General features: G+C 58.4%; 13 protein-coding genes. 5 read left to right on the forward strand and 8 right to left on the reverse strand.

Going from position 1 to position 20,889, the window contains the following annotated elements; all coding sequences use genetic code 11:
* Window positions 1-23: 23 nt before the first annotated feature.
* Window positions 24-959 (reverse strand): CRISPR system precrRNA processing endoribonuclease RAMP protein Cas6, encoded by a 936-nt coding sequence (gene cas6, locus ACZ5K9_RS00060; RefSeq protein ID WP_464272401.1) that lies wholly within the window; start codon window positions 957-959, stop codon window positions 24-26.
* Window positions 960-2,018: 1,059 nt separating this feature from the next.
* Between cas6 and csx2 the strand changes: the two genes are divergently transcribed.
* The 3 genes from csx2 to ACZ5K9_RS00075 all read left to right on the forward strand — a co-directional run bounded on the left by csx2 (window position 2,019) and on the right by ACZ5K9_RS00075 (window position 6,573).
* Window positions 2,019-3,338 carry a TIGR02221 family CRISPR-associated protein gene (gene csx2 / locus ACZ5K9_RS00065; RefSeq protein ID WP_464272402.1) on the forward strand — a complete coding sequence of 440 codons (1,320 nt, stop codon included), beginning with the start codon at window positions 2,019-2,021 and terminating at the stop codon, window positions 3,336-3,338.
* A gap of 635 nt (window positions 3,339-3,973) precedes the next feature.
* Window positions 3,974-4,144, forward strand: a complete 171-nt coding sequence (locus tag ACZ5K9_RS00070; protein WP_464272403.1) for a hypothetical protein — start codon at window positions 3,974-3,976, stop codon at window positions 4,142-4,144.
* 1,151 nt (window positions 4,145-5,295) lie between these two features.
* Window positions 5,296-6,573 carry a TIGR02710 family CRISPR-associated CARF protein gene (locus ACZ5K9_RS00075; protein ID WP_464272404.1) on the forward strand — a complete coding sequence of 426 codons (1,278 nt, stop codon included), beginning with the start codon at window positions 5,296-5,298 and terminating at the stop codon, window positions 6,571-6,573.
* A 39-nt stretch (window positions 6,574-6,612) separates the two neighbouring features.
* Here ACZ5K9_RS00075 and cmr6 read toward each other — a convergent pair whose 3' ends face one another.
* The 7 genes from cmr6 to ACZ5K9_RS00110 all read right to left on the reverse strand — a co-directional run bounded on the left by cmr6 (window position 6,613) and on the right by ACZ5K9_RS00110 (window position 16,159).
* Window positions 6,613-8,232, reverse strand: a complete 1,620-nt coding sequence (cmr6, locus tag ACZ5K9_RS00080; protein WP_464272405.1) for a type III-B CRISPR module RAMP protein Cmr6 — start codon at window positions 8,230-8,232, stop codon at window positions 6,613-6,615.
* A gap of 69 nt (window positions 8,233-8,301) precedes the next feature.
* Entirely contained in the window at window positions 8,302-8,664 is a 363-nt protein-coding gene (cmr5, locus tag ACZ5K9_RS00085; RefSeq protein ID WP_464272406.1) for a type III-B CRISPR module-associated protein Cmr5, read from the reverse strand.
* Entirely contained in the window at window positions 8,661-9,614 is a 954-nt protein-coding gene (cmr4, locus tag ACZ5K9_RS00090; RefSeq protein ID WP_464272407.1) for a type III-B CRISPR module RAMP protein Cmr4, read from the reverse strand. The genes cmr5 and cmr4 overlap by 4 nt, the downstream gene beginning before the upstream one ends.
* Entirely contained in the window at window positions 9,601-10,752 is a 1,152-nt protein-coding gene (locus ACZ5K9_RS00095; protein WP_464272408.1) for a type III-B CRISPR module-associated Cmr3 family protein, read from the reverse strand. Before ACZ5K9_RS00095 ends, cmr4 begins: the two co-directional genes overlap by 14 nt.
* The gene (cas10, locus tag ACZ5K9_RS00100; protein ID WP_464272409.1) at window positions 10,749-13,724 is read right to left on the reverse strand and encodes a type III-B CRISPR-associated protein Cas10/Cmr2; all 2,976 of its coding nucleotides are present in this window, start codon (window positions 13,722-13,724) and stop codon (window positions 10,749-10,751) included. The genes ACZ5K9_RS00095 and cas10 overlap by 4 nt, the downstream gene beginning before the upstream one ends.
* Before the next feature lie 10 nt (window positions 13,725-13,734).
* Complete coding sequence (locus ACZ5K9_RS00105) at window positions 13,735-14,679, reverse strand: hypothetical protein (RefSeq protein WP_464272410.1); 945 nt, start codon at window positions 14,677-14,679, stop codon at window positions 13,735-13,737.
* An 80-nt stretch (window positions 14,680-14,759) separates the two neighbouring features.
* Window positions 14,760-16,159 (reverse strand): IS3 family transposase gene (locus tag ACZ5K9_RS00110; RefSeq protein WP_464271224.1). Its coding sequence is split into 2 segments (ribosomal slippage): window positions 14,760-15,808 and window positions 15,808-16,159, totalling 1,401 coding nucleotides; the frame shifts between segments, so codons are not numbered across the junction.
* 1,586 nt (window positions 16,160-17,745) lie between these two features.
* On the opposite strand from ACZ5K9_RS00110, the gene ACZ5K9_RS00115 reads away from it, so the two are divergent.
* Window positions 17,746-20,568 carry a monovalent cation/H+ antiporter subunit A gene (locus ACZ5K9_RS00115; RefSeq protein WP_464272411.1) on the forward strand — a complete coding sequence of 941 codons (2,823 nt, stop codon included), beginning with the start codon at window positions 17,746-17,748 and terminating at the stop codon, window positions 20,566-20,568.
* Entirely contained in the window at window positions 20,568-20,882 is a 315-nt protein-coding gene (locus tag ACZ5K9_RS00120) for a Na+/H+ antiporter subunit C (RefSeq protein ID WP_464272412.1), read from the forward strand. The genes ACZ5K9_RS00115 and ACZ5K9_RS00120 overlap by 1 nt, the downstream gene beginning before the upstream one ends.
* The last annotated feature ends 7 nt before the right edge of the window (window positions 20,883-20,889 follow it).

Consider the following 20,889-nt stretch of genomic DNA (forward strand, 5'->3'; position numbering starts at 1 on the left):
ACTCACGAGCCTCTGGTTCGTGATCAGGCCTTCAAGTCCGGGAGATCGTACGTCCCCAGACCGAAGGTCGTGTTCTTTCCCACTCCGAGCCATGAGCCCATGACGAGGGCCGGGAGGAATTCGTCCAGTTCCCCTCCGAAAGAGATCTCCCCCACCAGTCCCCCCAATTTCATGCGCCGGTCTTGCCTTTTCGAGTAACGTTCCCAGTCATGCCAGCGAAGCCTGGACCAACAGACCCAGACCTGGTCGATTTTCTCTTTCCAGGGCCCCCAATCCACGAATTCCGGTCCCTGGCAATGGAAATGAAGAAGATTTTCCAGTCTCCTCAAAAGACTCCGGAAGAACACGCCAAAGGAGAGCTCTCTACACAAAGAGCCCATTTGCTGAACCCTCAAAGGACTCAGAAACCGCACACGCAGTTCGTCCCCACAAGGATTGGCACCAAGGCCCATGGCATCGTGGAGCCCCAAAACCAGCAAGCTTCCTTTTGTCCGGGGTTCCGGAAAAATGTCATCCACCCCGTTGCCCTGCCCATCCATTGTGGTCACACGCACCAGTTCAAACCGACCCCGCCCCTTACCCACTCCCAAACGCCCCATGACCTGGAAAGCATGGACAAAGGACGGCAGCCAATGGATGGCTCGCCCTACGAGAGTGACGCGAAAGGAAAACCCTTGACCTCTTTCAAGGAACTCCTCACGGGCAACCCGCAACTGAAAGTTGAAGGGATGGGGTGCGTTCCGATAACGGCTCGCCTCCACGAAGCAATGATCGGGCTGGGTGTCGAACAAGTACATATAGACACACTTGGTGCGCAGCCCGCATCGGCGGCAATCGTTTGTCGGCAAAAGGCAAAGCGCTTTCTTCAAAGCCAGCCCAAAGGCTCCCCTGAGCGCACTTCCTCGATAGGAAGGCAATTGGAGCGTGTCGAGAGCCCGGATCGTCACAAGTAATCTCAAACATCTGAGCCTTTCGAAGTGACGATAAACCGTTGGAGCTTTGTTCCAATCGACAGGACGGCTCGCGTTTGAAGAACGGAGTCCATGAGACACTTCCATCACAGCCACGCCCCAAATCCTCTCATTTACGGAGTGGTGAAGGCAGCCCATCTGCATTGCGTCAGCCGCCTGCCCAGCCTCGAAAGCACATTGCGCAACTCGGGAGCCACCGCGCCCTTACCCGAGGGAATCGAACCAAAAGGGGGCGGCTTCCGTGGCACATCCTGTTCTCCGGTTACGGCCCTGGTGAGTGGAGTTGCAAAAAGGAGTGGAACATGTGAAGCTTTTCTCTTATAAGAAAACCAAAAATAAGGTTGTGTCAAGCATCAAAAGGATGAGCGATTCCAAATAATTCATATTAGTATGGTGGGATTATGCAGCACCTTTCTTTTTCGCTGAGACACCACCATCCCTAACGGAGAAGTGTTCGGTAAGAAGGCGATCCCGAAGGTTTTGTTCCACAACGGGGGTGATGTTTAGATCATCACATGAAGGGTCCCGTTTTCGCCCGTTGGCTATTCGCCAAGGGCGTCCTACAAGCGAGGCACAAGGCCAGGTTCTGTCATGGAGTGGCCCGGTCCATCCGTGCGTCTTCTTATCTTCTGTGCGCTTGAACCTCAGGCCGCCCGTGGGGAAAGGATTTGGGCCTTCGCCTCGTAACGTCGGCCCCCCATGGTTGGAAGCCGTTTGCAAAGGTCCTCCCCGAGGCCGTTTTTTCTTGAATGAGAGCAGGATCTCGGCCTGCTGGACCTTGATTCTTCGTTTTGCCACAGGGCTATGAGCCCATGAATCCATCTTCGTGGGCCTGTTCCCTGCTGGAATCCGTTGAAGCGGCTGCCCGGCGCCGGGTGCCCACGCATAACGGGAAGATAGCTTTCCGGCGACAGGCCCGGGAAGCCCGGAAAGTGGGTATTCACTTGGAGGACGGAACCTGTAGGATCCCGCTTCCCAGGCTGGATGCTCAGGGGCCAAGCACTGGGCCCATCCCGGGTTGGAGCCCAACGAAAACGGAGGACGATCATGGCCAAAGTGTTTCTCAGCACCCTGGGGACCAATATGTATCTGCCGTGCCGGTACCGTCTTGACGGCTGGACGTCCCGGCCCACCCCCTTCGTACAGGAAGCCCTGCTGGAGCACCTGTGTGGGCAGTGGACTTCAAAAGACCGCATCTTGATCTTCTGCACGGACATGGCGCGCAAGTGCAATTGGAGCGACGGAGGCAACTTCCCGAAGGGCCTGGCAAGCCGGATTGAGGAAATGGGCCTGGAGGCTCAACTGGAATGTGTGCCGGTGCCCGAAGGCCGGAACGAAAAGGAGATCATGGCCGTCTTCATGGCGCTCATGGATGCGCTGGAACAGGAAGATCAGGTGGTCATGGACATCACCCACTCTTTCCGCTCCCTGCCGCTTCTCAATGCGGTGGCGCTCAACTACGCCAAGGTCCTGAAAAAGATCAGCGTGTTGGGCATCTATTACGGCGCCTTCGAAACCCTGGGGCCTCGCAAAGAGGCCGAAAAAATCCCGGACGCCGAAAGAATCGCCCCGGTTTTCGATCTTTCGCCCTATGACACCCTCCTGGACTGGGCTCGTGCGGTGGACATGTTCGAGACGGCGGGGCGGGCCCAGAGCCTTGCCCAGCTGGTGAATCGAGGCGTGGGCCCACTTCTTTCCAACAATAAAGAACGTGACAAGACCGCCTTGCTCGTGGCCGAATTGAATCGGTCCCTGAAGACCCTGTGCCTCAACCTGAGCGCCGTTCGGGGCCGCCAAATCGAACAGGCCCGGGGACTGGGGCACCTGGTGACCGAGTTGGAACAACAAGACATTCTTCCACCCCTCACGCCTCTGCTGGAGCGGGTCCGGGAAAAGACCCGCCCCTTCGACGTGGACGATCCCGTATCCAAGGGATTTGCCGCCGTCCGTTGGTGCCTGGACCATGATCTCATTCCCCAGGCCTATATCTTGATGCGGGAAACGATCCTGAGCGGATTGTGCCGATTGGAGGGACACGACCCCTTGGACGAGGACCTTCGGGAGGGCTTCTGGAACGGCCTATTGAAGGTGGTGGCGGAAGGCAAGGGTGAAGAGGAATGGAAAGGGGCCTTGGCGGAACGCCGGGAGGACGCCCTCGCCCTGATCCGCCGCCATGGATCGGAGTTGAAAGGCCTGGCGAAGGCTTATGAGGCGTTGCGGCCCAGGCGAAACGACTTCATGCACGGAGGCTTCAAGCCGCAGGCTGCGTCGGCCCAGAGTCTGATGGACTATCTTCCCAAAGGCCTCGAGCAGCTGGAGCAGGCATGGGAAAGATACCGGAAGGCGCGCACGGCTGACGATAGCTAAGGCACTGGGTCGCTTCCATGGGGTGCAACATATCGCCGGCGGCGGCCGGCCCACAGAGATTCCCCCGCTCGACAAAACCCTCAAAGAATCCGCCGTCGGGAGTGGAGGGTGAGTGGTGCGGATTTCATTCACACCAGGAGGGAGGGCCGGGCGCCCACGGGGGCTCCATCCTTCGTTGGAGCAACGCGCCGCCATGGCCGTTTGTCCCCGCAGCGCCGTCGTCTTTTTCTTCCCTGCAGAAGACCTTCCGAGCGATTGGACAAAAACCCGTAACCTACTGATTTCACTAGACGCAGCAAAAAGAGGTCCTCTGCACCCTAAAAAGTGTGTGGTTCCAATAACTTAACTAACGGACAATACACACATGTCGATTTTTTCAACAACCCAACACCCACCCTCTTTGCCGGTGCTTTGCAACGGCCTTCTCAGCCTAGAGACCATGCGCCTTTTCGGCTATAGAGTCCGAAGGCAGGCCCCGATTCGAGGGGAGTGAGACAGGGCACCCCTCGTCGGCCTGGCTGCCCCATGCTGTTGTCCAAAAACAGGCCCCCATTTGAGGCATGGTGGGAAAGCGCCGGCAGCATCCGGAGCCGACGTTAGAAAAATGGCAACATAGATCCGCATGGAGGACAAAAATGGGCAAGAGAGTAATGGCCGTGGCACTGCTCGCAGGACTGCTTGCCTTTCCTATGCAGAAAGACCAAGACGGCTACTACAGAGGAGCAAGCGGAGCTCGATATCAGTATGACCTGAGCCGCCCGGCGGACAGTCTCCGCTATTCTGTGGATCCTGCAGCGCAACTATAGGACCAGATCCGTCGGTATGATCCGCGCATTCAGCTGGACCGGAACCTCGGTCACAAAGGAGGGGGCTTCAGGCCTTGAGCGTCAGAGACTTTCGGCCGTTTTTGGCACCGAAAAGCACAGCTCATTTATCGAGAACATAATGTGTTGCCGAGCCGTCGAGCGACCGAACGTCCCGTGGCGCTCGAAAGAGGAAGCGAGGAAGCGTAAAGCCAACTGCTTCGAATGAAATACACCTAAGACCAGATCGGCAGCGGAAGGAGTTTGACCCACTGACTCCACCCAAAGGCTCTATTAAGCGCTTTGGGCCGCCCCATCCCATCGTGGTCAAGTAGTGGGGCAAGCCCTTCCTGGCGACTGGTGAGCGCCGGCTGCGTTCTTAGGTTGAGCTTCTGTTTCCTGTCAGCGAGATCTCCATGAATGATATGAACGTACCGGAGCGCAGGCTCCTGAAGCTGCGAGAGACTCTACATCGCGAAGAGCGCTCGGCGGCGGAGCCTGCTCTGGCGATCAAAGATCTGCATGAGCTACTGTGCCGTAGACACGCCGGACTGCCAGAGCCGATCGGGATTTTTACGTTCTCCATACTCTTACTCCCATACCCTTTTGTCCATATGCAGATCCCGGTTTGAAAGGATTGAAACTCTTTGAACCCTGGCACGGGCGTTTATGGTTAGGTCGAGCCCATGGAGCTCCCGATTGCAGGGATGGCGACACACGGGCAGACACCCGGCACTGCCCCTGTGGGCGTTGGACAGGGTCCTGTTTGAGGCGGTCGATTGGAAAGCACCCGCCCAAAGGGCCGCCACAATCCATGCGTCAAGGACGGCATCCGATTGGGGCGTATCCGCCCCGTTGACTGTGACCGGTGGAATCATCCAAGAGTTTAGGCCGGAATGAATACGTGGAGGGAGAACTGCGGCTGAGCCATAATGCGCCCTGCCTCATAAGACGAGACACCATTTCGAAAAAGCGGGAATGCCCCAGAGCCGGTGTCACAGAGAAACCTGGGCTTTTCGGGATGACGTCCGGTCCGTGACAAGCTATACTGTTACCGCTGTCTCTTATGGGCGGGCAACCCCTACCCGGCTTCTAACTCGCGGCTTAAGACCCATCACGGCCGGATGCCATGAAAACCACCGAGGTCCAAAACCATGATCGAAAAATGCCTCGTCTTCACCGTGGGAGGGGCCTGCGCCCCCATCGTGAACGCCATCAAGTGTTGTAACCCGGATTTCGTCTACTTCATTTGCAGCGAAGGCCCAAACGGAAGCCGGACGCTGGTGGATGGGCCCGGCACACCGTGCACGGGAGACAAACCCGACCGGCTACTTCCCTCCATTGTCGCCCAAACAAGGCTCGATCGACAAAAATACCGAATCTTCACATTAAAAAATCCTGATGACCTCGACGAGTGCTACGGTGTGTGCCAAGAGGTGGAAAAGGACATCCAAAGTCAAACCCAACAGCCCGGCCATAAAATTCACGTCGTGGCCAACTACACGGGCGGCACAAAAACCATGAGCTCCGCGCTCGTCCTTTACGCTATCCATCGTCGATGGGAACTCCAGTGCAATGTGGGACCGCGCCGAGATCTCATCAAAGTTCGCGTGGGCGATAATCCCGCACGGGTCAGTACGGCTAGAGTCCTTATGGACCAGCACATCACCATGCTGGAAACTTTGGTCAAGGGCTATCACTTTGCCGAAGCCGCCGAGTATTTGACACAACTGCTTATCCGAGGAGAGATTCCTAAAGAAAAACAGCGCACGATCGGGACCTGCCATAACCTCTGCCTCGCCTACAACGCTTGGGACCGTTTCGAACACGGGGAGGCAAGAGATCTTTTAGAACCTCATGCGCGCCATTGTCCCAAACACTTCGTGTTTCTCAAACGGATCGTCGGCGAAATCAAAGACCACACGGGATACGAAAAAGTGGAAGACCTTCTCTACAACGCCGAACGCCGAGCCATCCAAAAACGCTATGACGACGCCGTCGGGCGACTCTATCGAGCGGTGGAGATGCTGGCGCAAACCCGTTTGCGCCAGTCTCACCAGATTGACACGAGTGATGTGGATATCACAAAGATCCCGGAGGCATGGCGGAAGGACTACTCAGGGTTCACGACAGAAGACGGAAAAGTTAAAATCGGTCTTTATCAAGCCTACCAGCTCCTGATCCATTTGCAGGACCCTCTAGGTTCGCTTTTTGACGAAAAACGCAAACCGATCGTCAATGCCCTCTCCAAGCGGAATTTTTCCATCCTGGCCCACGGGACACAGCCGATTGACGAATCCGCCTATGGGGAAGTCGCCGGAGTCTTGACCGATTTTCTCACCAAGGGACTGCAGTGCGTGGGCCATAAGACCAAGCTCGACCTCCAAATGCCCACGACGTTGGCCCACGTCTTCGACGAGCCACACTCATAAGACCCGTCGGGCCCGCCCCAGGCTTGCCGGTCGGCCGGCTCACACCTTGCCGGCACGCAGGTCCGCCAGTGCCTTCCGGCGTTTCTCTTCCTGTTTTTCTTTCTTTTTCTTTTTTAACCCCGGGTCCGCCCATCCCACCTGATTCCAAACCTCTTCAATATAGTCCGCCACGCTCTCCCGAAGCTCTCGGCTCTCCCACTGAACCGCCTGTGCACAAGCTTCATTGACGGCCTGGTTCAAAAGGGAACGCTCCTTTTTCTTTTCCGTCTCGCTCAAGGATAGGTAACGTTCCACAACCGTCCGTAATCGCTGCGTGATCCTCTCGGGCTCCGGGATGGACTCGACATGCGGCTCCACCTCCCTTTGGCGGTCCCCCTGCTCCTTTTCGGCGCACTTTTCCGATTTCTCATCGGTCCGAAAAGCCTCCTCCGCCAGCCCTTTCTTCGGCTCTCCCTCTTTCGCGACTTCTCCTTCTTTCCGGACCTTTTCTTTCAGCCCCATCACACCGTAACCTACGGAGCTCTTCGCCCCGAACCCAAGCCATTCGGACGAATGCTCCAGTGCCGCATCGAGCAACCCTTTCCAGTCACCAACCGGCGCCGGAAGAGAGGTCTTTCCCGCCACCGCCTTGGCCCGCAGAACAAACTTGGCCCCAGGCTGCAAAGCCAGGAAAAAGATCGGTACAGGCTGTTCCGCATCGTGAGGAGTCACGTTCCTGTCGGCTACCTGGTAGTAGTCTCTGTGATGGGGATTGAGAATGTCCACTGCCAAGCGGCATCGTTTATCGGGAAAGGCGTCCTGGAACATCACCAAGCCCTGGGAATGAATGGCGCGCTTCAGGGTTTTGTCCGTCCGGAGCTGATTGAGGAAGGTCGCTTGGTCCTTCGGCATCTCGTGGGGCACGAACCACATCTTCAACAATTCCTGTAAGATGGGATCCGGTTTCTCTTTCACTGAACCGACGAAGTCTTGGTATCCCTGGACCCATTCGCTGTCACCAACTTCCAAATAAGCACTCTTCTCGTCAAAGCCGAAAACCGCCCACACCGCGGGGAGGGTCCATCCCTTGGGGTCGTCGCACAACAGGGCCAGTTCCTCGGCCGCACGACGCAGGACGCCCTTGAGCCCGGAACCCGCCACGTACGGGACTCCATGGGGCGATAAGAACGCAAAGCCGTTTTCCACCGGGTGGGGATTGCCGGACCCCGTCACGAGCGGTGACCGCAGTTCCACTTCCCTTTCCCACACATCGCCTGAAAAAACGTCGCCCTGGCGTCTGTTGAGCGCCTCGAGGACTCGCCTTGCCGCTGCACCCATTTCGGCCGCCGCTTCCAAGGCGATTCTTTTTTGGTTCTTCAGCGGCTGCCATTCCCCTGTAATGCGGGCGCGCCCCTTCTGCACCTCTTGGGAAAGTTTCCTCCAGTCCCCTTTTTGGGCAGCATCCTGCACTTCTTTTTTTTGCCTTTTGTCATCGGGCAAATCTGCTTCGCCGAAATCAGACAGCGCATGGAAATACAGCAGAAAACGGTGACCCGGAGGACAATAGTCGGCGATCTTCCCATTGCGACCAGGTTCATATCGATCCCCTAAAGCCGCCGCAAGGTCGCCGGGGATGGCCCGGCGTGGAACTTCAAAAGGTATTTTGCGAGAAGGAGCCATGAGTTGTCCCTCCTTTCCGGCTGGTGGCTCCATTGCGGCACGGTGCGAGGCAGGCCCATCCAGTCCGATTCAGGCCACAGTGGCGGCCAAATAACGGATCCACTTGAGAAGATTGAGGGTCTCTTCCGTGGCGCGCTGATACAGCAAACTGTCGCATTCCGACAAAGCCTCCATGGCTGATGCGAAATCACGACATCGATCGTTTGTGAAGACCTGGGCGTCCGGCCGGCCCAACCATTCCAGGATGTGTTTAATGATCTTCTGATGCTCATTTCCGCCTTCGGCCTTCCCCTGCAAAAAGGCCAGGGTCTGCATCAGGCCGTTGCTCATCACCAGCGCGGGGAGCCCCTTGGACAAATTTTTGTACTTTGCGTCGATTCCTTGGACGCACCCCCACGCATACTGGGCACGAATCTGATCGAGTGTCTTCATCGGTTCTCTCCTTCTTCGCTCACCCGAAGACTGATCAGCACCTGGCCTCGACCGGTCGTGGCGTCACCGCCGATTTGGATGCATCGGCCGTCAAACGCGTCGCGGATTTTGCGGATCACGTCATCCGAGCTCATCCGGCCGTCTCTTCTTGTCCCTTTCTTCAACCGCTCTTGGGATGCCATGGTGAGACCCACCATCACCGCTTCCGGAGGCAGATTTTCCGTAAAGAAAAGCCCGCCTTCGTCCGCCGTACCCGATTCATCGTTGATGCGCACGTGAGGTTCGACAACGGTGGCGTTTCTGGCAAAGAAGGTCAGCTGGGTGTCCGAAAGGAGCACCAGGTGGCTGGCCAGTTTCTGTCGGAAAAAACTGTGGGCTTCTCCCGCAGGGAGGGCGTTTTCAGAAAGCCATTCGGCGACTTTCTTTAGTCTTTCGATGACCTCGGCGTCCGTCAACGGTTGAAAGGCATAGGATTCCAGCACCAACCGGTGACCGCTTTCAGACTGGGCGAGGATGCTGTCATCCAGGACCACGGCCTCCTCGTCTCGCAGCACCGGTGGATGGAACGTGGGAAAGCCGGCCACCCCCGCCACGGCTGCCAGACGGCCCAACCGCTGCAAGGCCAGCGGCGATGTGGCGTAGACATACACACCTTTCAAGCTGCGCACGGGAAAAGCCACCAATTGGGCGTCCGAAAAGCTCACGGCGCCCGCGTGTTCCGAAGCGTCCTGTTCCGGCCCGAAAATCCGATCCCGCAGCCCTGCGTCATTCGTCCAGATTTCGCCGGCGGCATGGCGGAACGCGCCCTTGATCCCGGAGCCCGCAAAAGACGGATGCTCCGTGTGCCGTTCCCGCTGGATTGGATTGTCAATGACCCCCAAGGCCTGTCCGGCACCCATATGGACCGGCGTAACGGCATAGAAAAAAGTAAGGCATTTACGCGTAAACATGGCTAGTCTCCTCTTTCCAGTCAGCGAACCATACGTGATTCCAGCCCTCCCGCTTTCGCCCGTAAGCGGGATGCCTTGGATCCATGAGGATCCACAGCCCGTTTTCGTAGATTCCTTGGAGTGCCGCCGTGTCGCCGTCAAGCACCCGAAACCAGTAACATGACCCCGTGGGGACGACCTTTTGCGCCGGCTTGGGCGCCTGGTTCGCCAGGTCCCATCCGGAAACCACGTCATGGCGGCCCACGGCTGCGGCCACGAGCTGTGCCGTGAGGCCATCCAGGGTGAAAACGAAACCGGCGTGCGCGTCCACGCGCGGGGGCAGCCACCCGTCAGGGAATATTCCCGGAGTGGCGAGGATCATCCGAAAGCCTTTCCAGCCTGTTCCAGGCCGGCCGAAGTCCTCAAGGGCCGCTGTGTCGAGCTCATGCGGCTGTGCGATTTCCGCGGCACGTCCGTCACCTCCCAGACGCAACAAACCGTTGCTCGGGATATTGTCACCGTGGAAGACGGCCACAAGGCGCGCGTCCGCTTTCAACGCCACGGCATCGGTGGTGTATATGGCCCCTGTTTTCACCGTACGCGAACAGCTTTCCAGAGCAATGCCCAGCCGGGGATCCAGCGCCCAAAACCGGTCTGCAGTGGCGGCGTCCGACGAAAGAGGTTCATCGCCCGCCAGATGCCGCTTCCATCCTTCAAAGCTCAGCCACACGGACCCCGCAGGTTTTTGCCGTTCCGGAATGTCCAGGACAGGAAGCATTTCCAGAGGATAGCCCGCCCACACAGGGTGGGAGGCGATGCGGCGCGGTTGCATCCGATACAGCGAAAGTCCTCCGCCGGGTTGGGCCATCGCCACAAGGTCGGCAGGAGCCGGCCCCCAGAGCATGCCCTCTTTCATGATCCACAGGCTGCGAAGCCGAAAATCGCGCCCGAGGCACTCCTCAATGATGCGTTCAGCTTCACTGGGCGATGCCGTGATGTCGTCCACCTTCTGTCGATCCGCCAAGGCCCTCGAGACCAGGGCTCCGACGATCACCGACGGCCATGGGGGCATCTCGGCCCCACCGTGGACGCCTCCGCCGAACAAGCGGTTGCCCCGCAGCATCAGCACGTCCAATGGGGTGATAGTCAAAACGGTCATCGGTTTTCCTCCACCGTGGATGTCTCAGGGCTCACGCGGCCCTCTCGAGCCAAAAACTCCGCCGTGAGCACAAGGTCTCTCAACCATGAGTTTGGAGAGAGAGATTCACCCGACTCGGAAGCCCTTTGTTGGGCCATGGAGACGGCACGGGCTGCAAGATCTCTCGCCAGATCCTCCGCTTCGGGTTCCTTCCCCTTCGCTTTCCGCCGAAATTGGTAGGCCATGATCGCCGCCAAGGCTTCGGCACGGGGCGGCGCATTCTGAAAAACCTCAGCGAGTTCATAGGCAACGCGGCGGGACACATCACGGGCGATGAGGTTCCGTAAGTCGAGGAGAAGGCCCATGTCGCTCCCACGCCAACCCTGCGCCACATTCCATCGGCCCACCAGATGCGCCGTTCCCCCGGAGCGCTTGCACACACTGAGGCAAAAAGCGTCCCGGCCGCCCTCGTTCTTGGCCTTCCGCTCCGCGGCACGCAATTGGGCGAGCACACGCGCTAGGGGCGCCTGATGATGCGCGATCACGGCGCCCATCGAGGCCGTGGCCTTCTCACCCATGAGCCGAAAAAGTTCCCTGCGGCCGGCACCTTGGACCAAGGCATAACCCCGTCCGAATTTCAACAACCCTGGGGTGGTTTCAAGTTTCCTCCAAAAAGAGTCATCGTCCATTCCGGCGGGCAGCTGTCCCGAGAAGGCGCATCGCAAAGCGAACATCATGGCGGGAAGATCGTGCACGGCCACCATGGCCAGAAGATCGTCCCCACCGGCATAGATGAGCTTTCCCATGAAAAGATCCTCGACGATCCGGCGACTCACATGGAGCGCGAAGGCGTTGAGGGCCCCCGAGATGGCTTGGTGCCAGGCCGGGGATGCCGGTCGCGGGGTGTCCAAATAGTCCTTCAGGACATCATAGCGCTTTAGCTCGGCGCGGGTGTTTTCATGAAACCTCTGACCCAAGGTGGGTCGTTCACCGCCTGCCGACAGCCATTTTCCCATGTGGTCACCGTCCATGAGGACCAAGGCGTAATAGGTTTCCGGCATCACGCCGAAGCCATCCTTGAAAGCGCGAAGGGCTTTCTGCCGCGCATCGTCACCTTCCACGGCGTCCAAGAGGGCCGGCACTCTTTTGATCGCCTCGATGGTTTCTTGGGGAAGGCCCATGTGGCGGAGCTTTCCATAGAGCTTCGCCGGCAGTACGACCGGACGCGCCTCGGAATGGTCTTTCACAAGTCCTTCCAGCTTTTTAACCAGTGCCGATAGGGCTTGAGTCCCCTCAGGGTTCAAGAAACCGTTCCCTGGTTGCGTTTGCGCCCAGCGCCACAGCGACGTGGAAACCGCCACGGCGTGCGTGGAAAGCACAAAACGACCGGGTTCCTTTCCCATTCCGGCGCGTTCTTTGATTTCCTGAACGAACAGTCGAGGCCAGGCGCGTTTCAGGGCGCACCACCCGCACAGATGTTCCCCTTCTTTCGCCAAAGACGGGTTCTTATCGCGAAGAAGCGTCCAGAGTGTCCCCTTGCGTTGTCCCGGGGGAGTGAAAATTCCGGAAACTGCATCGTCACCGTCGCGGCGGTGGGCGAGCCATTCCCGTTCGCCGCAGAGGGTGCACCGGTAGCCTTCTTCGATGCCACCTGAGAATGTGCGGACGCTCTTGGCGGCGCTGTGGATTCTTTCCAGAAGCTCATAGAGTCCCGGATACGCGACCCCCGGGTTGGGCTGGTAAAAGGAGATTCCGTTCAGTTTCAGGTCGCTTTTCAGCATGCGCTCCACGTCCTCAGGCATGTAATGAGGCGCGGCCCCCATAAGTTTGAGCAGTTCCCTCAATGCCCCGTCATCCAGAGACTCCTTTCCGCCGAGTCGCCACGGGACCACGGCCCAGGAGATTTCCGGAAAGTCCTTAAGCTGCCTTTCCAACTGCCGTGCCGCGTCGTCTTCATGATCCACGCCCGCCCTTTCCGCCAACTCCCGGAGGGCTTCCCCGGCCTTTTCACGGGTCCACCGGCGGACCTTGTTTTCAATTTCACCGGCCAGATCCCTGGCGGCCGATGCCGGCACCAAGGCCACAAATCGGTTGGGAAGCGCGGCGGCGAACAGAGGGTTGGCATCCGTTTCGCGGGTTTTCCATTCCGGCTCGCCGGATTTCTCCTGCGGAGAGGACCAGAGGTGCATATACGGTTCCCCCAAGACCCCATACAGCCAGAGGTCCACCATCGCGACGCCGTGAAGGTTGGGAAAGAGAACCGCATCGGGACCATAGCGGTCACAGACTTCTTCGAGGGCCGCCCAGACCATCCGGGACAAGAAATGGGATCCCGCCCAGAGATCCGAGACGCTTCGGGCCTGGGCGATGAATCCCTGTACCGGTCCGAAGCTCATCAGGAAAAGGGCCGGCTCCTCATTCGCATCCGCAGCCAGGGCTCCGGCAAAGGCCGACGTGAGCGAAAGATGCTCCCAGATGGTATGGTCCGGACTGCGCGTATCCGCCGGGAGCTGACCCCAAAAAGAGCCAAGATCCTTGGCTGGACGGCACGGACCGAATCGCCACAGCGAGAGAAAGGTTTTCTTCCAGTCGACCCGTCCGTTTTCTTCCACGATCAGGGACTCAAGATGGTCCAGGCTGACCGCCTCGACGGCTTCCACCGGAATGTCCATCTGGAGGCTCTTGAGATCAATGGGATTTCCCGAAAGCGGGTGGATCAGCCGGGGATTCTGGGTGAACGTCACGCCGCCGACGAGCCCTTTGGGCAATGACGGTCGGTCTGCAGCGGAAGCCCACCAATCTCCCTTCTTCACACAATCTTGGAGAGCGTCCAGTTCTTCCCGGCTTGGATCCAATTGCCGATTGAAATATTCCCTGAGCCGGGCCACCGTGCCCGCCTCGTGACCCTTCCCGCGAAGCAGGATCAGGGGCTTTTCGGGCGGGTCGTGTGTGAACGCTAAAACCTTTACTTTCCAGTGTTTGTCAGTGGTCATGAGGTCCTCCTCACGGCAACCGAATCAGTTTCTTGTCCAGGCGATCATGAACGCGACGCCACACGTCGGTTTCTTCCGCCGCGCTGGGTGGGGACTGGAGTTTTCTCCGAAGGGGTGTCGGCAGTGAATGGGGAAAATGAGCGACAAGCCCGACATAACCTTTGTTCAGAGCATGCACCTTGAACAGCAGCTGATTCGCCGAACGCGCATTCTTTCCCCACGCTTTGAGCTCATGGTTCGTGACGGGGTATGCCAACAGGTGGCGATCAGAAAGTTCTTCTTGAGAACCGCCAGTCTTGAAAGGGAGGTTGGTTCTCAGATCGACTTTCGCTTCGGCGAGCTTCCCGAGAACCTTCTCCCACGCATCAAATTCTTCGGTTCGCCACATCAGGAGCTTCTCACTGTCCTTCCCTAACGCGTGACACCAGTCCTGTTGGAGAGCGTTGGACAACCCGACGGCCATGGCTCTCAGCCAGTTTCGGGACTCTTTGTCACTGTGGTCGAAAATACTTTCCTCGACTAGCGATTCTCTCCGTCCATCAGCGTCGATTTTCCGGACGGCCAGAGATCCCCAACCGTTTCGGCATCGGCTTCCGAGGCAGCCGAACAACGCCACGAGTTGGAGACTTCTGTCCATCTCATCCTCAAGATGGACGGGGTAACTCAGACGGAGCTTTTTGACTTCCCGCGGGGAAAGCGCCGAGTTTCTCGCCATTTCCGCGCGTTTTTCGGCGTTGCTCCACGTGACAGGTCCGTAACCGAGGTAAAGCGCAGCACTGACGTTCCTGCCGACTTCAGGATGACGAACGGAAGGGAAATCGCACTCGGCGAAATCCTGACTACTCAGGGTCGCGCCGCGCCAGTCATCCAGGCGAATGCGCACCCGACTGGCGTCTGTTTTCCCATCGGTGGAACTGCCGAACCAATGCTTTTCTTCTTCTCTCAGCTTATCCACAGACTTGTTTTTCGCGAAAGCCCACCAAACGATCCGCCACCGGAATGTGTCAATGAAAATGAGACACCTCCGGTAAAATGTTAGACTCTTACAGCGTCGCTTGAAGGCTTGTTGATCCAGGCGGCAGTCGGCAATGCTGGAGGCCTGGGTATCTTGCCTTTGAAACGGCTAGGATTGGCCTCGAATGCTTGCTTGAGAACCTGTTGACGATGCTCCACGATCTGAGGCGCCAACCCGTAATGGAACTGCTCCGGTGTGACCAGCCCGAGACCCGAGTGGCGATGTTCTCGATTGTACCAATTGAAAAAATTCCGGCAAAAGGAGCGGGCATCCTCGGTGGAACCGAAACGTCCTGGAAATTGCGGACAGTACTTGAGGGTCTTGAACTGGGCTTCCGAATAGGGATTGTCATTGCTCACATGAGGCCGGCTATGGGTTTTGGTGACCCCCAAGTCCGATAGCAATTGGCCAACACACTTCGAGGTCATGGAGGATCCCCGATCCGCATGAACTGTAAGTTGGCCGTGAACAATACCCTGCTTTTTGCAGGTCTCCTCAATGAGCCTCTTTGCCAGGGCCGCACTTTCCCGGTGGGCAACCATCCATCCCACCACGTAGCGGCTAAAGATGTCCATGATCACGTAAAGGTAAAAATAGGTCCACTTGACGGGGCCCAATAACTTTGTAATGTCCCACGACCAAACCTCGTTGGCGCGGGTGGCGAGCAACTCGGGCTTTTCGTAAGCGGGGCGCTGCACCTGCCGGCGACGCTCCTTGACGCTTCCATGTTCGTCTTTCAGAATGCGATACATCGTGCGCACCGAGCAATGATACGTCCCCTCATCAAGCAGGCACGCAAAGATCTGGCGAGGGGCAGCATCCTGAAATCTCTCGCAGTGGAGTAGGTCTATCACCGTTTGCCTCTCCTGATCCGAAAGAGCCAACGGCGGAGCCGGACGATTTACCTGGGCTCTGGTGGGTTTCAGTCTACGATAGAAGGTTGCTCGGGCAATGCCCAAAGCATCACAAGCCTGGACGGTTCCCACCTCGGTTCGCAATTGGACCGCCGCTTTCATAAGTTGCTCTCGTCGCTTTCGTGATTGGGTTGGGGAATCCCCATGAGGTCTGAGATTTTTTTTTGAACCTCAATGATCGTCTGCGCCTTTTTGATCTGGTCTCTGAGGCGCTGATTTTCCCGCTCCAATTGGGCTACACGTTTTGCAAGATGGTGGTCCGGGTTCGCTTTTCGCCCCCGTTTTCGGGGAGACAATGCTTTGAGCTGCCCCTCATCTCGTTGTCTGCGCCACGTGGTCAAATTCGATGAATAAAGGCCTTCCCGGCGGAGAAGGGCGCCGATCTGCCCAGGCAATGTGCAGGCATCGGCTTCCTCGAGGATGCGCAACTTATAAGCAGCCGTGAATTTGCGGCGACGTTTTTTTTCCATGACCTCCGGATCCGGTGCGTTGAGATTGGTCGCCATGAGGGCAACTCCAGACGCCCTACTGGCCCCTTCCGTTACCCCCATTCCTACCCCCGTTTGCCGATTCTGAACTGATGTCATCTGATCCTGTCTCCTACCCGCCCAACTCAAATTTAACAAGGGGTAGGTGACTCACCTTCATTGGCACAGAGGGCACCATTGCCTCACAAGCGCTTTAAATGGTGGAACGCGCCATTGGGCCGATTGGTCGGCTCCCCCCAAGAAAGCAGGTGTGACAAAGCTCACTTCGTATCTTCGACTGCACAGATTCCGTCTCATAGTTTTGATCTCCCTCCTCAGACGTCCTGGATCCCTCCATCACCCCGCATCCCGGCAGGCATGAGCCCGGACCACATATAAGCGCCCGAGCCGTCACCCCCCTGAAGCCTTAGGCTTCAACAGCACCGATCCACCTCTGCGTTCGTAAGGCTCTGGAAGGCGGCGCTTTGCGAACTTTTGAATCCCTTTGCGATCCCTCATGGAAAAACGTTTCGCTTGTTTTGAGTTTCATCGCGAAGGGCCTCGAAGCCTTCCGCCCATGCAGCTCGGCGTTTCCGAAACCCAGCCTGTGGCCTCAAACCTCCGTGCGGACATGAACACGTCTTCCGGGGTGCTTCGCCATGATGGGGCGTGTCCCTTTTATCGTTCTTTTGCGGCATCCATAGGCCGTTTTGCAATTTCCAGATTGTGGAAAATTGGCCTTGATCGGTGAGGTTGGGTATCTACGTGCGCTTCTTGTGCCCGCCTCTTTTACGTTTTGGGGGGTGCTATGACATTTCCGACCGGCGGGTTCATTGATTGGGTTCCCGGCAGATCGGGTCGTCTCGTCTTACAGATTTAGGTTTATCGGTATGCCAAAGGCCATCCACGGCGGCGGCGTCCTCGTCGGGCGATCCCCCGCGGTCGCCCTGACACCGGGCGCGACATCCCCCGGGTGGCGAACCGATTATGGGCAGGCACGGGGGCCTGCCCCTACACATTCAAGGTATCCGTTGGGGTGTTCGTGTGGGGCATGCCCCATGGGAACCGACCTGCCCAAATCATGACATTGTAGAAGCGGCCCCCCGTGGCCGCCCGCGACGACAGCCCCCCGGACAGGGAGATCGGGAAAGCACGGGGGGAACATCCGCGCAGGCCCAAAGGTTTGCCCCGACACCCCCCCCGGGGCGCGATTTGCGGGCAGGCACGGGGGTCTGCCCCTACAGATTCACGACAGGCGAGGGGCATGAGCCGACCGTATTCTTGGCCGGAGCCCGCATCGATTCAAAACCCATGAGCCGACAACACTAGACCGATGGCGGAATTTGGAGGGAATCAGGCTTTTTTGAACCCGGGTCTGCCCATGCCCTATCCGGCGTTCGGGAAACCCTTCGCCCGTGATCTTCTCGAGCGCCTCGCGCCATTTTCAGTGCGTGGACCGCTGTGCCGCTGCGCCCACGGCCAGGGACTCGTCCGGTTTTTTTTGACCTAGCGGCGTGCGGCTGCTTATATAAACCCTTATTGCCCGGGTTGCTGCAACCACGGCTTGGAAAGCGGAAAAACCATCGGCCGCGCGTATCCTCGGCGGTGGCGATGCAGGAAGGTTCATGAATCTCTTGCTGCTTTTGGTCGGGTGTCCTGTTGTCGGCGCCTTGTTTGTTCTTCTGGGGTCCATGCACGGGCGGGCCACGGCGGCGTGGCTGGCGACGCTCTTCCTTGCGGTGCCTCTAGGATTCCTGACAGTTCTATGTCCTTCTGTTCTCGCCGGAAAATCTTTTGCGTTTCACCGCGCGTGGATTCCGCACTTGGGCCTGGAATTTTCCCTGCACCTCGATGGACTGTCATTGATCTTTTGCGCCCTCGTGTTCGCCATCGGCCTCCTCGTGGTTCTTTATGCCCACTACTACATGGACGTTACGGATCGACTGGGCCGTTTTTTCTCTCTACTGCTGCTTTTTGCCGGGGCCATGGTCGGACTGGTTTTGGCCGACGACCTCGTCCTTTTGTTCCTCTTTTGGGAAGCCACGAGCCTCACATCTTTTCTTCTGGTGGCCTACGATACCAAGTCTCTGGAAGCACGGCGCGGGGCTCGGTTGGCCCTGATCCTTACTGTGGGAGGTGGGTTGGCGCTTCTGGCCGGTCTTTTGGTCCTTGGGCATATGGGCGGCACTTTCCGCCTCTCCCACCTTCTGGGTACGGGCGACATGGTGCGCACGGACCCACTTTATCCGATCTCCCTGATATTGATTCTTCTAGGGGTCTTCACCAAGTCGGCCCAGTTCCCCTTTCATTTCTGGCTTCCCGCCGCCATGGCGGCACCGACGCCGGCAAGCGCCTACCTTCATTCGGCCACCATGGTGAAGGCCGGCGTATTTCTTCTGGCCCGGCTGTTTCCTGTACTTTCGGGCACATCCCTGTGGTTTGGGCTTGTGGCCGGCGTGGGGGCGTGCACCTTGGCTGTGGGCGCCTATATCGCGCTGTTCAAACACGATCTCAAAGAACTGCTGGCCTATTCCACGGTAAGCCACCTGGGCTTGATCACTTTGCTTTTAGGATTCGGAACGCCTTTGGGTGCCGTGGCGGCCGTTTTCCACGTGATGAACCATGCCACCTTCAAAGCCTCTCTTTTTATGGCGGCGGGGATCATCGACCATGAAGCGGGCACACGGGACATGCGGCGCCTCAACGGCCTGTGGTTTTGTATGCCGTACACGGCGATGCTGGCCACGGTGTCCGCGGCGGCCATGGCGGGAGTCCCCTTGTTGAACGGCTTTCTGAGTAAGGAGATGTTTTTTGACGAGCTTCTGGCTCAGCAGCACTCGGGCGGGGTGCGCCTGGCGCTGACCCTTACGGGGGCCGTGGGGGGAATTTTTGCCGTGGGGTATTCCCTTCGATTCATTCACGACGTGTTTTTCGACCGGCCGCGGTGTGATCTTCCCCGGGACCTCCACGAAGCTCCAGCGTGGATGAAGGTGCCCGTAACTGTTCTCGCCGCCGTGTGTCTTTTGGTGGGCATTTTCCCAGACCGGACTGTGCGGCCGTTTCTGAACGCCGCCTCCGCAGCGCTGCTCATGGGCCCGCCCCCCGACTATTCCTTGGCTTTATGGCACGGGCTGACACCTCCGTTCGTTTTAAGCGTCGTCGTCATGGCCTGCGGTGTTATTCTCTACACCTTCCGAAAGCGCCTCTTTCAGCTCCACGATACCCATTTCCCCCCATGGACCGGGGCCATGCTTTTCGACGGACTGCTGGATCGAGCCCTTTCCACGGCGAGCGACTTCACGCGAGTGTTGGGTAAAACCTCTGTGACGCGGTCGCTCAGTGCGCTCATTGCTTCCGCGGTGGCGGTGGGAGCCTTCGCCTTCGTGGATTCCCCAGGCACACTCTTGGGGCCTTTGACCCTATCGTCGCCCGACGGTCCGGCTCTTGTCGGAGCCCTGCTTCTTGGAACCGCCACGCTGGCGGCCGTTGTCTGGCGTGCCCGTCCGTTTCTGGCGATCCTCAACCTCGGGGTCACGGGAGTGGTGGTGACCCTCACCTTCGTGCGTTTTTCGGCCCCGGACCTGGCCCTGACTCAGATCGCCGTGGAAATGGTGTTTACGGTTCTGTTTCTTTTGGTTCTGTTTTTCCTACCTCAAGAGGCTCCGCCGGAAGCTTCGCCGTGGCGGAACGTCCGTCATGTCGCCTTGGCTGTGTGTGCGGGCGCTGGGGCCGCCGCTGCGACACTTGGGGTGCTCACCCGTCCCTATGCCCCCGTCTCCGATTACTTTCTCAGGGTTGGGAAACCGCTTGCCGGAGGAACCAATGTGGTCAACGTCATACTGGTGGATTTTCGAGGTCTTGACACCCTAGGGGAAATCACGGTCATGGCGGCCGCCGCTTTGGGTGTTTTCGGACTTCTCGACGGCGTGCGCCGCTATGGGGTAACGTCCGGATACGATTTGAAAAATCGTGCAGGGGAGCTCCATCCACCGCTTCTCGCCCATATTGCCCGCCTTTTGACGCCATTGGCGCTCCTTGTGGCGGTTTTTCTCTTCTTTCGAGGCCACAACCGCCCGGGGGGCGGCTTTGTGGCCGGGCTTGTGGTGGCCACGGTGCTCATCCTGCTGCACATGGCCTGCGGCATCGAGTGGACACAAGCGCGGCTGCGCCGGCGCATTCTGCCGTGGATCGCCGCAGGCATCCTCATCGCTCTTGCGACGGGCGTCGGGAGTTGGTTCGTGGACCGACCTTTCCTGACCTCGTGGTGGGCGCACGCCCGGATACCAGGGCTCGGCGACTGGGAGGTCACCACAGCGCTGGCCTTTGATTTGGGCGTGTTTGTCACGGTGGTGGGCACATTGCTTCTCATACTCGTGGGACTGGGGCGGTTGAGTGTGGGGCCGGACAAGGTGCCTCACCCAAAGGAAAGCCGCGGGGAGGTGGACTGATGGAGCCGCTTTATGCGGGTGTTGTGGGTGTGCTGACGGCCGCAGGAGTGTATCTCCTGCTGGACCGGCGGATGATTTGCGTGGCGCTGGGTTTGGTGAGCCTCTCCTACGCGGTGAACTTGTTTCTTTTCGCCATGGGACGGTTGCACACCAATGAACCCCCTTTGACGGATTTGGGGCCTCGGTTTGCCGACCCTCTCCCTCAGGCCCTGGTGCTCACCGCCATCGTCATCGGGTTTGCCATGACGGCCTTCGTCTTGGTTTTAGCCCTGCACGTCCGTGCCGTCTCCGGATCCGATCAAGTGGACGATTGAGGGAAGG

The sequence above is a fragment of the Desulfosoma profundi genome, from assembly GCF_055387865.1.

Coding starts and splice junctions, on each gene's coding strand:
- csx2 (WP_464272402.1), top strand. CDS start 2,019: ATGGCCAAAGTGTTTCTCAGCACCCTGGGGACCAATATGTATCTGCCG.
- ACZ5K9_RS00070 (WP_464272403.1), top strand. CDS start 3,974: ATGGGCAAGAGAGTAATGGCCGTGGCACTGCTCGCAGGACTGCTTGCC.
- ACZ5K9_RS00075 (WP_464272404.1), top strand. CDS start 5,296: ATGATCGAAAAATGCCTCGTCTTCACCGTGGGAGGGGCCTGCGCCCCC.
- cmr6 (WP_464272405.1), bottom strand. CDS start 8,232: ATGGCTCCTTCTCGCAAAATACCTTTTGAAGTTCCACGCCGGGCCATC.
- cmr5 (WP_464272406.1), bottom strand. CDS start 8,664: ATGAAGACACTCGATCAGATTCGTGCCCAGTATGCGTGGGGGTGCGTC.
- cmr4 (WP_464272407.1), bottom strand. CDS start 9,614: ATGTTTACGCGTAAATGCCTTACTTTTTTCTATGCCGTTACGCCGGTC.
- ACZ5K9_RS00095 (WP_464272408.1), bottom strand. CDS start 10,752: ATGACCGTTTTGACTATCACCCCATTGGACGTGCTGATGCTGCGGGGC.
- cas10 (WP_464272409.1), bottom strand. CDS start 13,724: ATGACCACTGACAAACACTGGAAAGTAAAGGTTTTAGCGTTCACACAC.
- ACZ5K9_RS00115 (WP_464272411.1), top strand. CDS start 17,746: ATGAATCTCTTGCTGCTTTTGGTCGGGTGTCCTGTTGTCGGCGCCTTG.
- ACZ5K9_RS00120 (WP_464272412.1), top strand. CDS start 20,568: ATGGAGCCGCTTTATGCGGGTGTTGTGGGTGTGCTGACGGCCGCAGGA.